The organism is Streptomyces sp. NPDC048484, assembly GCF_040651415.1.
Classification (GTDB): Bacteria; Actinomycetota; Actinomycetes; order Streptomycetales; family Streptomycetaceae; genus Streptomyces.
In genome coordinates, this window is record NZ_JBEZJY010000038.1 from 1 (window position 1) to 11,972 (window position 11,972).

An 11,972-nucleotide genomic window follows, 5' to 3' on the forward strand; every position below is an offset into this window, starting at 1 on the left:
CCACCCACCACAATGTGATGGACGGGGTATCAACATATCTGGCGTTGATTTTTGGCACGCTGTTGAGTTCTCAAGGAACGGACGCTTCCTTTGTACTCACCCTCTCGGGCTTTCCTCCGGGCGCTTCCCTTCGGTCTTGCGTTTCCGACTCTACCAGACCGTTTCCGGCTCCGATTTCTTCGGCGCTTTCCAGGTTCCCGCTTTCGCGTTTCCCTTTCCGGCGGTTCCGACTTTACCAGACCGTTTCCGGTCCTGATTCCCAGCCGGTTGGGTTTGCCTTTTAGCCTCACGGCCTTTCGACATTCACTACGCTAGCCGATCCTCCCAGCAACTCATAATCGAGTTGCGCGAGCTCGAAATTCAAGCATGCAGGCATGCTGAATAGACCCTCGCTGAGAGGAGGTCGTAGGTAGTGGGTTGGCCGCTTCCGGCTGCTGACTGAACGCAGTACCCGGGTCAAGCGGCTGGAACTACGTTACGGATCGCCCAGGGGCGAGTCAAGTTCGGCGACGGCGGGGGGTGTGGGCCCGATAGGGGCTCACGGTCGGATCGTTGGTGATCCAGAAACGCCAGGGATGGACTCCCCCGTCGCCGGCAACTCCCGTCCGCGGGCCGTTGAGTACCTGGTCGGAGGAGACCGGAGTGCCGTGCAGGAGGCTCAGTGGTGAGTTCCCGGGGGCGCATGCGTCCGTGCCGTCGAGGGATCGGTCCACCCCCAGTGCCGTGGCCAGGCGGGCCGGGCCTTTGGCCAGTTCTCTGTCGTGCCGGGCCGAAAGTCGACGTTTGCGAGCCACTTCGGCACCTTCGGTGATCTCTCCCCCGCGGAGCAGGACCGCGCTCGCTCTGCCCTCCGGACCACAGACCAGGTTCATGCAGTGCCACATGCCGTAGGTGAAGTAGACGTACACGTATCCGGGCGGGCCGAACATCACGTCGTTGCGGGCCGTGCGGCCTCGGTAGGCGTGTGAGCCGGGATCGTTCGGGCCGTCGTAGGCCTCGACCTCGGTGATGCGGAGCTCGATCGGACCGTCCGCAGTGGTGCGCACGAGCACGCGGCCCAGGAGGTCGGGCGCGACCTCGAGTACGGGTCGGTCGAAGAAGTCCCGGGTGAGGGGCGTACGGTCAGGGGCCGCGATCATGGCCTACAAGCGTAGTGCACACGTGTGACTGCGTGCGGGGTGGTCAGGGAGCGCCCGTCTTGCCAGGGTGAGGGCGCGGAACCGGACTCGGCTGGATCGCGTATGTATGGATCAAGGATCCGATCCGGACAGAACAACAACGGGGCGTTGCCCGAGGAGGAAAAGACATGGCGTTCAAGCGACTGCTTGCGAGCCTGGGGGCCGGTGGGGCTTCGGTCGAGACGGAGCTGACCGAGGTCAACGTCGTTCCCGGCGGCGTCGTCCAGGGCGAAGTGCGGATCCAGGGCGGATCCGTGAACCAGGCGATCGAGGGACTGTCGGTCGGGCTGCAGGCCAGGGTTGAGGTCGAGGGCCCCGACGACCAGGAGCACAAGCAGAACATCGAGTTCACGAAGCTCCAGCTCGGCGGTGCCTTCGAGCTGCAGGCCAACGGGGTGCACGCGGTGCCGTTCGGGCTGGAGATCCCGTGGGAGACACCGATCACGAACATCGCCGGTCAGTCGCTGCGTGGCATGAACATCGGTGTGACCACGGAGCTGGCGATCGCCCGCGCGGTGGACTCCGGTGACCTGGACCCGATCAGCGTGCACCCGCTGCCGGCGCAGCAGGCGCTGCTGGACGCCTTCATCCAGCTGGGCTTCCGCTTCAAGAGCGCGGACCTGGAGAAGGGGCACATCCGTGGTACCCGGCAGAAGCTGCCGTTCTACCAGGAGATCGAGTTCTTCCCGCCGCAGCAGTACCGCGGTCTCAACCAGGTCGAGCTGACCTTCGTCGCGGACGACCGCGAGATGGACGTCGTCCTGGAGATGGACAAGAAGCCGGGTCTGTTCAGTGAGGGAAGCGACTCTTTCCGCTCCTTCAAGGTGGGGCTCAACGACTTCCAGGGGACCGACTGGGCCGCGTACCTCAACCAGTGGCTGTCGGAGGTCGGCAGTCGCCGTAACTGGTTCTAGGCTTCTAGGCTCGGGACGAGAGTTTTCAACGAGCAGGAACCGATCAGGAGGTGCCGAGGTGACGGAGTCCAAGAGGCCGCCGCTTCCCCACGACTTCCATCCCGTCGTGCCGTCCTTCACCGTCACGAGTGAGGACGTCGAGGCGGGGGCGACGCTGAAGGACGCTCAGGTCTACGCGGCAGGGAACACCTCGCCGCAGTTGCGCTGGGAGGGCTTCCCGGCGGAGACCAGGAGTTTCGCCGTGACGTGCTTCGACCCGGACGCCCCCACGGGGAGCGGCTTCTGGCACTGGACCGTGTTCGACATTCCGGTCTCGGTGACGGAATTGCCGACAGGTGCGGGCACGGGGAAGTTCGAGGGTCTGCCCGGGAGTGCGGTGCAGGTGCGCAACGACTACGGGTCGAAGGAGTTCGGGGGCGCCGCGCCTCCCGCCGGGGATCCGGCGCACCGGTACGTGTTCACGGTGTACGCGGTGGACCAGGAGAAACTCGGTCCGGACTCGGACACCTCACCGGCCGTCGTGGGCTTCAACCTCCGGTTCCACACGCTGGCGAGGGCGCAGCTCGTCGCCGAGTACGCGGCTCCCGCGGAGAGCTGACCTTTCACTGAGTGTTTGCCCGCCTCTGGTCTTGGAATTGATCAGAGGCGGGCATTTTTATTGCGTTGTCCATCTCGGCGTGCCCGGCCAGAGTTGATCCACGCCCGCCAGGTGGTGGGCCGGTGCGCATGGGAGGTGGGCTGGATGCGTGACACGCTGGTGCTGAATGCGAGCTTCGAGCCGCTGTCGACGGTGACGTTGAACCGAGCCGTCGTTCTGGTGCTGCAGGACAAGGCGGTCGTCGAGCAGGCCCACCCCGAACTGCGCATGCGCGGAGCCGCGCTGGACATACCCGCGCCCCGGGTGATCAGGCTCTGCCGTTATGTGCGGGTGCCGTTCCGAAGACAAGCGCCGTGGTCGAGGCGGGGTGTGCTGGTGCGTGACCGGCACCGGTGCGCGTACTGCGGTCGGCGCGCGACCACGGTGGACCACGTGGTGCCGCGGGCGCAGGGTGGTCAGGACTCCTGGCTGAACACGGTTGCCTCGTGCGCGGAGGACAACCACCGCAAGGCTGCGCGTACGCCCGATCAGGCGGGGATGCCGTTGTTGCGGAAGCCGTTCGAGCCGACGCCGGCCGATGCGATGTTGCTCGCGCTGGGGCGGGACGATCTTGAGGCTTTGCCGGAGTGGCTTGCGCAGTCGGCCTAGCCGCGCGGCGCGCGGCGCTCGGCGCTTGCCGTGGGCGGGGACGAGGGTGCGTTGTCGGGTGCGGGTGCGCTGTGGCTGGTCGCGCAGTTCCCCGCGCCCCTAAAGACGCGCCGTTCCCCGCGCCCCTAAAGACGCGCCGTTCCCCGCGCCCCTAACAGGCTGCGTTGTTCCCCGCGCCCCTGAGAGGCAAAAGACCGCGCCGTGTTCCGCGCCCCTGGGCAGCGGAAGGGGCTCCCCTCTGGTGAGGGGAGCCCCTTCTGTGTGCTGGTGGTGGTCAGTCCACCGGAGGCTTTTCCAGGCGTTCTGTGCCGCCGCCGCCCTGGTTGCCGCCCATGGGGCCGAAGTTGCCCATCGCGCCGCTCAGGCCCTTGAGGGCGTCGCCGATCTCGCTGGGCACGATCCAGAGCTTGTTGGCGTCGCCTTCGGCGATCTTCGGGAGCATCTGGAGGTACTGGTAGGCGAGGAGCTTCGGGTCCGCGTCACCGGCGTGGATGGACTCGAAGACCGTACGGATCGCCTGGGCCTCGCCCTCGGCGCGCAGTGCGGCTGCCCTGGCCTCACCCTCGGCCCGGAGGATGGCGGACTGCTTCTCGCCCTCGGCGGTGAGGATCTGGGACTGGCGGATACCTTCGGCGGTGAGGATCGCGGCGCGCTTGTCACGGTCCGCGCGCATCTGCTTCTCCATCGAGTCCTGGATGGAGGTGGGCGGCTCGATCGCCTTGAGTTCGACGCGGTTGACGCGGATGCCCCATTTTCCGGTGGCCTCGTCGAGGACACCGCGCAGCGCCGCGTTGATCTCCTCGCGGGAGGTCAGGGTCCGCTCCAGGTCCATGCCGCCGATGATGTTGCGGAGCGTGGTGACGGTGAGCTGCTCGATCGCCTGGATATAGCTGGCGACCTCGTAGGTCGCGGCGCGCGCGTCGGTCACCTGGTAGTAGATGACGGTGTCGATGTTCACGACCAGGTTGTCCTGGGTGATCACCGGCTGGGGCGGGAACGGCACGACCTGTTCACGGAGGTCGATGCGGTTGCGGATCGAGTCGATGAACGGGACGACGATGTTGAGGCCCGCGTTGAGCGTCCGCGTGTAGCGGCCGAAGCGCTCGACGATGGCGGCGCTGGCCTGTGGGATGACTTGGATGGTCTTGATCAGCGCGATGAAGACCAACACCACCAGAATGATCAGGACGATGATGATCGGTTCCATCGTGGCTCCCCGTACCCTTCTCCGCCTCAGTGCTTCCGGAAGATCTTGTGCTTGTCGAAGATCTCGTGCTTGTCGAAGATCTTGCTGGACGAGTGTGTCAGACCACAACTCGCCACGTGGAACGTTCCGTTCACTGGCACACCGCAGGAAGTCACATGATGATCGCCGTGGCACCCTCGATCTCCACCACGTCCACCTCTTGGCCCACGTCGTAGGCGCGTCCGGGGTCGAGGGAGCGCGCGGACCAGATCTCTCCGGCGAGCTTGATCCGGCCGTCCGAACCGTCGACCCGCTCCAGGACGACGGCCTGCCTGCCCTTCAACGCGTCGATGCCCGTGGACAGTTGGGGCCGCTGCGTACGATGCCGGGCCGCGACGGGGCGTACGACCGCGATGAGCGCGACCGAGACGGCGGTGAAGAGCACGACCTGGAGGACGACGCCGCCTCCGAGCCCCGCGGTCAGGGCGCCCGCGACGGCGCCGACAGCAAGCATTCCGAACTCCGGCATCGCGGTCATGACCAGCGGGATTCCGAGCCCGGCCGCGCCGATCAGCCACCACACCCATGCGTCGATGTCGTCCACGTGGTCATGGTAGGTCCGCGGGTCCCGTCCCGACAGGGCGCCGATCCGGTTGGGGCGGGCGTTCCCGGTCGTCAGAGCAGGGGCATCAGGACAGGGGCGTCACGACAGGGGCAGGCCCTGGGCGCTCCAGCGGTCACCGTTCTGGGCGACGACGAGCGGGAGGCCGAAGCACAACGACAGGTTGCGCGAGGTGAGTTCGAGCTCCAGGGGGCCTGCCGCGAGCACCTTGCCCTGCCGGATCATCAGGACGTGGGTGAAGCCCGGGGCGATCTCCTCGACGTGGTGCGTGACCATGATCATGGAGGGGGCGATCGGGTCACGGGCGAGGCGGCCGAGGCGGCGTACGAGATCCTCGCGGCCACCGAGGTCCAGGCCCGCGGCGGGCTCGTCGAGGAGCAGCAGCTCGGGGTCGGTCATCAGCGCGCGGGCGATGAGGGTGCGCTTGCGCTCGCCCTCGGAGAGCGTGCCGAACCTGCGGTCGACGAACTCGGTCATGCCGAGGCGGTCGAGGAAGGCGCGGGCGCGCCGCTCGTCGATGTCCTCGTAGTCCTCGTGCCAGCCGGCCGTCATGCCGTACGCGGCGGTCAGCACCGTCTGCAGGACGGTCTGGCGCTTGGGGAGCTTCTCGGCCATGGCGATACCGGCCATGCCGATACGCGGGCGCAGCTCGAACACGTCGACCTTGCCGAGGGTCTCGCCGAGGATGGTGGCGGTGCCCTGGCTGGGGTAGAGGTAGCTGGAGGCGAGGTTGAGAAGGGTCGTTTTTCCGGCGCCGTTGGGGCCGAGGATGACCCAGCGCTCGCCTTCCTTGACCGACCAGGAGACCTGGTCCACCAGAGCCCGGCCCTCTCGGACCACGGATACGTCCTCAAGCTCCAGTACTTCGCTCATGAGCGCGCTGTCTCCCATTGCAGTCTCGGCCGTCGCTGACGTCTGTGGACGCAGCCCCCAGGGAAAACCTACGCCACCGGTCGACCCGTCCAATCCATCGGCCGGTCCTTAGGGTGGGAGGCATGCTTTCGGAATCACGCTCAGGACGGCTGGCAGCATGGGGAAATGCCCTTTTAGCCGGTTTCGTTTCCCCGGATGACGCGGTCGTCGCCATGGTCGGTGACGACGCCGTGCACCGGGTCGAGGGACTGCCCGGCGAGACGGGGCCCGTCGGGCTCTCACTCGCTCTGGGGCGGCTGCGCACGCTCGGGGTGTCCGGTCTGCGGGTCGCGCTGCCCGCGCCCGGGCATCCGCTCGGGCTCAGCGGACCGCCGGAGTTCAACGCGCGCGCCCTGGAGGCCGAGGAGGCGGTGGTGTGCCACGGGGCCGCGCTGGGGCTCGTGCCCGAGGTGTACGAGGCCGGCCCCGAGGGCGACGTGCATGTGGAGGTCGTCTGGCACTGTCTGACCGTGCGGGAGGCGCCACCCGCCGATGTGCCGTCCCTCGGTGAGGCGGAGCGGGAGCTCGCGGAGGCGCTGCGCGACGCGACCGACGTACTGTCCCGGCTGGACGTGGCGGGTTCGGGTCCGGTCGCCGAGGCGGCGATCGACGCGTACCGGGCACGGGCCGAACGGGACGGCGAGGCGCTCGCTCCCGGCTATCCGCCGAGGGCGGTTCGGGTGCTGGCCCTGTCCCGGCGGGTCGGACTCCTCGTGTCCGTGGCGTACGGCAACGGGCACGGCGGGGCGGTGAGCGCGTCGGAGATGGCCGCACGCGCCGAGGCTCTGCGTCCGGTCGAACGCACGGCCAGGCGGGCTCAGGTGGCGGCGTACAACGCGTTCGTGGAGGAGCGGGAGCGCGGCGTGCGCTGAAGGACGCGGCGTGCGCTGAAGGGCACGCCGGGCCAGGGCGGGCCGGGCTGATGACGACCGCCCTGGCCGCGCCCACGGCAGAGAGCCCCGCGGGCAGTGTGTCCGCGGGGCCCTCTGCCGGACGGGGCCTCAGTCGTTGGTGCCCTCGTTGCCGAAGGCCGGGTTCAGGAGCCCGAACAGGTTGCCGCTGTTCCCGAGGAAGTTGACGGGAACGTGGATCGGGGCCTGGCCCACGTTGCCCGAGACGACGCCCGGGGACTTCACGGCAGCGGCGTCGGCATCCGAGTCGGCGACAGCGGCACCGGCCGAGGCACCCGCTGCGATACCGGCGACGGCGACGGCCATGACGGCCTTCTTGGCGATGTTCATGAGAAGCGTTCCTCCTGCGGTTGCGTATCCGGCCCTGCCGCGGACCGTAGCCTGAGCAACGTCCGAAGGTCCCCGACGGCACGGCGGGCCGGCGCGTTCTGCCCGTTCGGTCCAGTGATCCGACGAGGCGAAAACCGGACCGGCCCCCCAGGCGATCCTGGAGGGCCGGTGGTCACTGCTGACCCGGGGCGTACGTCAGCCGTTGAGGCCGTCGTTGCCGAACGCCGGGTTCAGGATGCCGACGACGTTCACGGTGTTGCCCACCGCGTTCACAGGGATGGCGACCGGGGCCTGGACGAGGTTGCCCGAGGCGACACCCGGCGAGCCCACGGCCTTGCCACCCGCGTGCGCACCATCGGTGGCGGAGGCGAATCCGGCACCGGCGGCAACGAGGCCACCGGCCACCATCGTGATGGCTGCGGCCTTCTTCAGGTTCTTCACTTCTGAGCCCTCTCCTCGTGAACCACTGCGGCAAAGCGCCGCAGCACGCACTGAAGAACGGCGGAGATCCGGGAAGGATGCGCCATCCGGGGGACATTCCCACGACGGTATGAATCTCAGCCCGGAGGGAGACGTTCCGCATTGCCACCCGGAAGGCCGGCCGTTCCACGGATCAGCAGGTCATCAGTCGGTCATACCGTGGCGTACGGCCCACAGGGCGGCCTGGGTGCGGTCGGCGAGGTCGAGTTTCATCAGAATGTTCGAGACATGCGTCTTGACGGTCTTCTCGGAGAGGACGAGGGCGCGGGCTATCTCGCGGTTGGAACGGCCGTCGGCGATCAGGCCGAGCACCTCGCGCTCCCGCTCGGTGAGCGAACCACCCCTCCCCCGGCCGTAGTTGGTCCCCTCCTGGGACAGCAGCACACCGGCCACCTCGGGCTGGAGCAGGATGTGCCCCGCGTGGACCGAACGGATGGCTCCGGCGAGGGCGTCCGGGTCCACGTCCTTGTAGACATAGCCCGCGGCGCCCGCCCGCAGGGCCGGGACCACCGTGCGCTGCTCGGTGAAGCTGGTGACGATGAGCACGCGCGCGGGGTTGTCGAGTTCGCGGAGCCTGCGCAGGGCCTCCACGCCGTCCATGCCCGGCATCTTGACGTCCATCAGGACGACGTCGGGCTTCAACTCCTCGGCGCGGGCGACTCCCCCGGCGCCGTCGGACGCCTCCCCCACGACCTCGATGTCGTCCTGTACTTCGAGGAAGGTGCGCAGCCCCCGGCGGACCACCTGATGGTCGTCGACGAGCAGCACCTTGATTGCGTCAGCCACCAGGGACCTCCATCTCGATCGTGGTGCCCTTTCCCGGCGCCGATTCCACCGTGAGCGTGCCTCCGACGCCGTTCGTACGGTCACGCATGGAGACCAGGCCGAGGTGCCGGCCGGCGCGGCGGGTCGCCCTGGGCTCGAAGCCGCCGCCGTCGTCGCTGACACGCAGGACGGCACCCGGACCGCGCCTCTCCACGGTGACGTCGACGCGGGCCGCGCCGGAGTGCCGCAGCGCGTTGTGCAGTGCCTCCTGGGCGACTCGCAGCATGGCCTCCTCCTGAGCGGCGGGCAGCGCGCGGACGCCGCGGCCGGCGAAGGTCACGCGCGCGGCGTGGACCCGGTCGAGGACCTGTATCTGGGTGCGCAACGTGGCGACCAGGCCGTCCTCGTCGAGGGCGGCGGGGCGCAACTCGACGACCGCGGCGCGCAGTTCCTCGGCGGCCTCGGCGGCGAGGGCCGCCACCTGCTGGAGTTCGCCCTTGGCGCGGCCCGGGTCACGGTCCACCAGGGCCGCGGCGGCCTGGGCGGTGAGGCGCAGGGAGAACAGCTTCTGGCTGACGGCGTCGTGCAGTTCGTGGGCGAGGCGGGAGCGCTCCTCGGCGATGGTCAGCTCGCGGCTGCGTTCGTACAGGCGGGCGTTCGTGAGGGCGATCGCCGCGTGCTGGGCGAGGATCCCCAGCAAGTCCTCGTCCTCCTCGGTGAAGCCGCAACCGCCTTCCGGCTCCGCACCAGGGGGGTCTCCCCCCACAGGACGCAGCTTGTTGGCAAGGAAGAGGGCTCCGATGACCTCGTCGCCGTCGCGGATGGGCAGGCCCAGGAAGTCGGACATGTCGGGGTGGGCGGCGGGCCAGCCCTCGAAGCGCGGGTCCTTGCGCACGTCGGCGAGGCGCTCCGGGTGGGCCTGGTGCAGCATCGCGGCGAGGATGCCGTGCTGACGCGGGAGCGGGCCGATGGCCTTCCACTGGGCGTCGCTGACTCCGTCGACGACGAACTGGGCGAAGCCTCCGTGGTCGTCGGGGACCCCCAGGGCCGCGTACTGCGCGTCGAGCAGTTCGCGGGCCGAGGCGACGATCGTCTTGAGGACGTCGCGCACCTCCAGGTGTCTGCTCATGGCCAGCAGCGCGGTGCTCACCGCGTACAGGCCCGAGGTGGGTCCTTGACTCATGGCCTCACGGTACCGGCGGGGTGTGACAGCGCGTATCCGCCCTGTGGCGGGCCGGCCTGGGCCGCTGGGCCTAGGGCGAAGGGCCCCTGTGCACTGCGGCCCGCGCACGAGGCGGTGAGGGTGTCCGGGTTCCTACGTTGAGGTCGACCGCCGGGAGCGGCGGTCAGGACACGAGGGGACGGATCATGCCGGTAGCGATCATCACGGGGGCTTCGAAGGGGCTGGGGCGGGCGCTCGGCGAGGCTCTGGCGGAGCGGGGCTGGGATCTGGTGCTCGACGCCAGAACGGCGCAGCCCCTTCAGGAGACGGCCGCGGCCCTCGGTAAGTACGGGGCACGGGTACGGGCGCTGCCCGGGGACGTGACGGACGGGGCACACCGTGCCGGTCTGGTGACGGCGGCCCGGGAACTCGGCGGCGTCGATCTCCTCGTGAACAACGCGAGCGCGCTGGGCGCCGAACCGCTCGTACGGCTCGACGCGCTGTCTCTGGACGGGTTCAGGCGCGCGCTGGAGGTCAATGTGGTCGCGGCGCTCGGGCTGGTCCAGGAGTCGCTGCCGCTGCTGCGGGAGTCGCCGGCGGGCGCGGTGATCGATGTCAGCTCGGACGCGGCGGCGGAGGCGTACGAGACCTGGGGCGGCTACGGGGCCTCGAAGGCGGCGCTCGACCATCTCTCGGCGGTGCTCGGGGAGGAGGAGCCCGGGCTGCGGGTCTGGGCGGTCGATCCGGGTGACATGGGCACCGACCTGTACACGGCGGCCGTTCCGGACGACGACGATCCGCGGCCCGACCCGGCGAGTGTCGTGCCTGCCTTCCTGCGGCTGCTCGACAGGCGTCCGGACAGTGGCCGGTATGCGGCGCCGGCCCTCCTGGAGGTGACCCTGTGACCTGCACCACCGCTGCCACCACCGCTGCCACCGCCGCTGTCACCGGCACCGCCGCCGGCGGACGCGGTCCGGTCCAGCCGCACCGCAGCACTCGCCACGCTGCCCCGTCACTGCCGGGGCAACGATGACGACCACGATGGGGGTGCCCCCGCTCGACCGCGGCAGGGCGGGGAGGGAGGTTCCGGAGGAGCTGTCGGCCCGTGTACCGGCCGAACAGCGGGGGCCGGGGCTCGACCGTGACTCCGTGCGGCTGCTCGTCTCACGCGGGGTGCAGGTGTCGCATCACGCGTTCGTGGATCTGCCGGGCCTTCTGCGGGCCGGGGACCTGCTCGTCGTGAACACGTCCGTGACGCTGGCGGCCGCGGTGGACGGGAAGGTCGGGCACGCGCGCGTGGTGGTCCACTTCTCCACCCGGGGCGACGACGGACGCTGGGCTGTGGAGCTGCGGGAGCCCGACGGACAGGGCACCACGCGGGTGCGCGGGGGCGGGCCCGCGGGGACGGAGGTGCGGCTCCCCGGGAACGTACGGCTCGTACTGGAGGAGCCTCTCGCCGGGCGCAGCCCTCGGCTGTGGTGGGGGCGGGTCTCGGATTCCGACGTCCTGGGGCTGCTGCGACGGCACGGGAGGCCCATTCGCTATTCCTATACGGACCGGGATCAGCCGCTGTCGGCGTACCAGACCGTGTTCGCGCTGCCGTCCGCCGACGGATCGGGGAGCGCGGAGATGCCGAGCGCAGCGCGGCCCTTCACCGCGCGGCTGGTGGCGGAGCTGGTGAGCCGGGGGGTGCAGTTCGCGCCCGTCACCCTGCACACGGGGGTCGCCTCGGCCGAGGCGCACGAGCCTCCGTACCCGGAGCGCTTCGCGGTGCCGGAGGCCTCGGCGCGGCTGATCAACGCGGCGAGGGCCGGTGACGGACGGGTCATCGGGGTGGGCACCACGGCCGTACGCGCCGTGGAGTCGGCGGCCGACCCCGGCGGGGTGGTGCGTGCCGCCGAGGGCTGGACCGGTCTCGTGGTGACCCCGGAGCGCGGGGTGCGGGTCGTCGACGGGCTGCTCACCGGGCTGCACGAGCCGGAGGCCTCGCATCTGCTGATGCTGGAGGCGATCACCGGGAGGGCGGCCGTCGACCGCGGGTACGACGAGGCGCTGCGCGGGCGCTACCTCTGGCACGAGTTCGGCGACGTGCACCTCATCCTGCCGGAGGGGAGTCCTCACACAGGGCATTGCTCCAGCAACTTTCGGTGAGACCGAACCATCGCCGGTGTGAGCCCGCACATAGGGCATACATCACGTACGAAGGGGCATAGGAGACAACCGGACTCCCGATGAGCGGGACAGACGTGACAGTCTGTCCCGTTTT

General features: G+C 69.5%; 14 protein-coding genes. 6 read left to right on the plus strand and 8 right to left on the minus strand.

The annotated features are described in order from the left end of the window. Positions 1–497: 497 nt before the first annotated feature. A complete protein-coding gene (locus AB0D14_RS32005; RefSeq protein WP_362786120.1) occupies positions 498–1,139 on the minus strand; it encodes a DNA-3-methyladenine glycosylase in 642 nt (213 codons plus the stop codon). A gap of 167 nt (positions 1,140–1,306) precedes the next feature. Between AB0D14_RS32005 and AB0D14_RS32010 the strand changes: the two genes are divergently transcribed. The 3 genes from AB0D14_RS32010 to AB0D14_RS32020 all read left to right on the plus strand — a co-directional run bounded on the left by AB0D14_RS32010 (position 1,307) and on the right by AB0D14_RS32020 (position 3,338). Further along, positions 1,307–2,092: a sporulation protein gene (locus AB0D14_RS32010; RefSeq protein WP_362786122.1), complete on the plus strand. Its 786-nt coding sequence runs from the start codon at positions 1,307–1,309 to the stop codon at positions 2,090–2,092. A gap of 58 nt (positions 2,093–2,150) precedes the next feature. Further along, positions 2,151–2,690, plus strand: coding sequence for a YbhB/YbcL family Raf kinase inhibitor-like protein (locus tag AB0D14_RS32015; protein WP_362786124.1), 540 nt, complete (start codon positions 2,151–2,153; stop codon positions 2,688–2,690). 144 nt (positions 2,691–2,834) lie between these two features. Beyond that, positions 2,835–3,338 carry an HNH endonuclease gene (locus AB0D14_RS32020; RefSeq protein ID WP_362786126.1) on the plus strand — a complete coding sequence of 168 codons (504 nt, stop codon included), beginning with the start codon at positions 2,835–2,837 and terminating at the stop codon, positions 3,336–3,338. A 274-nt stretch (positions 3,339–3,612) separates the two neighbouring features. Here AB0D14_RS32020 and AB0D14_RS32025 read toward each other — a convergent pair whose 3' ends face one another. The 3 genes from AB0D14_RS32025 to AB0D14_RS32035 all read right to left on the minus strand — a co-directional run bounded on the left by AB0D14_RS32025 (position 3,613) and on the right by AB0D14_RS32035 (position 6,019). After that, positions 3,613–4,545 (minus strand): SPFH domain-containing protein, encoded by a 933-nt coding sequence (locus tag AB0D14_RS32025; RefSeq protein ID WP_362786128.1) that lies wholly within the window; start codon positions 4,543–4,545, stop codon positions 3,613–3,615. A 151-nt stretch (positions 4,546–4,696) separates the two neighbouring features. Next, complete coding sequence (locus AB0D14_RS32030; protein ID WP_362786130.1) at positions 4,697–5,128, minus strand: NfeD family protein; 432 nt, start codon at positions 5,126–5,128, stop codon at positions 4,697–4,699. 99 nt (positions 5,129–5,227) lie between these two features. Then, positions 5,228–6,019 (minus strand): ABC transporter ATP-binding protein, encoded by a 792-nt coding sequence (locus AB0D14_RS32035; RefSeq protein ID WP_362786132.1) that lies wholly within the window; start codon positions 6,017–6,019, stop codon positions 5,228–5,230. A gap of 122 nt (positions 6,020–6,141) precedes the next feature. On the opposite strand from AB0D14_RS32035, the gene AB0D14_RS32040 reads away from it, so the two are divergent. Continuing rightward, positions 6,142–6,930 carry a hypothetical protein gene (locus AB0D14_RS32040; protein ID WP_362786133.1) on the plus strand — a complete coding sequence of 263 codons (789 nt, stop codon included), beginning with the start codon at positions 6,142–6,144 and terminating at the stop codon, positions 6,928–6,930. A 129-nt stretch (positions 6,931–7,059) separates the two neighbouring features. Here the strand turns inward: AB0D14_RS32040 and AB0D14_RS32045 are convergent, their stop codons facing one another. The 4 genes from AB0D14_RS32045 to AB0D14_RS32060 all read right to left on the minus strand — a co-directional run bounded on the left by AB0D14_RS32045 (position 7,060) and on the right by AB0D14_RS32060 (position 9,727). Further along, entirely contained in the window at positions 7,060–7,299 is a 240-nt protein-coding gene (locus tag AB0D14_RS32045; RefSeq protein ID WP_362786135.1) for a chaplin, read from the minus strand. A 195-nt stretch (positions 7,300–7,494) separates the two neighbouring features. Next, positions 7,495–7,740: a chaplin ChpE gene (gene chpE, locus AB0D14_RS32050; protein ID WP_362786137.1), complete on the minus strand. Its 246-nt coding sequence runs from the start codon at positions 7,738–7,740 to the stop codon at positions 7,495–7,497. 183 nt (positions 7,741–7,923) lie between these two features. Continuing rightward, entirely contained in the window at positions 7,924–8,565 is a 642-nt protein-coding gene (locus AB0D14_RS32055; RefSeq protein WP_362786138.1) for a response regulator transcription factor, read from the minus strand. Next, complete coding sequence (locus tag AB0D14_RS32060; protein WP_362786140.1) at positions 8,558–9,727, minus strand: GAF domain-containing sensor histidine kinase; 1,170 nt, start codon at positions 9,725–9,727, stop codon at positions 8,558–8,560. The genes AB0D14_RS32055 and AB0D14_RS32060 overlap by 8 nt, the downstream gene beginning before the upstream one ends. 185 nt (positions 9,728–9,912) lie before the next feature. On the opposite strand from AB0D14_RS32060, the gene AB0D14_RS32065 reads away from it, so the two are divergent. Both AB0D14_RS32065 and AB0D14_RS32070 read left to right on the plus strand, forming a co-directional pair. Continuing rightward, positions 9,913–10,611: an SDR family NAD(P)-dependent oxidoreductase gene (locus AB0D14_RS32065; protein ID WP_362786142.1), complete on the plus strand. Its 699-nt coding sequence runs from the start codon at positions 9,913–9,915 to the stop codon at positions 10,609–10,611. A gap of 124 nt (positions 10,612–10,735) precedes the next feature. After that, on the plus strand, positions 10,736–11,857 hold the full coding sequence (locus tag AB0D14_RS32070; protein WP_362786143.1) for an S-adenosylmethionine:tRNA ribosyltransferase-isomerase: 1,122 nt from the start codon (positions 10,736–10,738) through the stop codon (positions 11,855–11,857). Positions 11,858–11,972 lie beyond the last annotated feature (115 nt).

Excerpts from the sequence above, each read along its gene's own strand:
- AB0D14_RS32045 (WP_362786135.1), bottom strand. The coding sequence starts at position 7,299 with ATGAACATCGCCAAGAAGGCCGTCATGGCCGTCGCCGTCGCCGGTATC.
- AB0D14_RS32005 (WP_362786120.1), bottom strand. The coding sequence starts at position 1,139 with ATGATCGCGGCCCCTGACCGTACGCCCCTCACCCGGGACTTCTTCGAC.
- AB0D14_RS32035 (WP_362786132.1), bottom strand. The coding sequence starts at position 6,019 with ATGAGCGAAGTACTGGAGCTTGAGGACGTATCCGTGGTCCGAGAGGGC.
- AB0D14_RS32065 (WP_362786142.1), top strand. The coding sequence starts at position 9,913 with ATGCCGGTAGCGATCATCACGGGGGCTTCGAAGGGGCTGGGGCGGGCG.
- AB0D14_RS32070 (WP_362786143.1), top strand. The coding sequence starts at position 10,736 with ATGACGACCACGATGGGGGTGCCCCCGCTCGACCGCGGCAGGGCGGGG.
- AB0D14_RS32020 (WP_362786126.1), top strand. The coding sequence starts at position 2,835 with ATGCGTGACACGCTGGTGCTGAATGCGAGCTTCGAGCCGCTGTCGACG.
- AB0D14_RS32040 (WP_362786133.1), top strand. The coding sequence starts at position 6,142 with ATGCTTTCGGAATCACGCTCAGGACGGCTGGCAGCATGGGGAAATGCC.
- AB0D14_RS32060 (WP_362786140.1), bottom strand. The coding sequence starts at position 9,727 with ATGAGTCAAGGACCCACCTCGGGCCTGTACGCGGTGAGCACCGCGCTG.
- AB0D14_RS32010 (WP_362786122.1), top strand. The coding sequence starts at position 1,307 with ATGGCGTTCAAGCGACTGCTTGCGAGCCTGGGGGCCGGTGGGGCTTCG.
- AB0D14_RS32025 (WP_362786128.1), bottom strand. The coding sequence starts at position 4,545 with ATGGAACCGATCATCATCGTCCTGATCATTCTGGTGGTGTTGGTCTTC.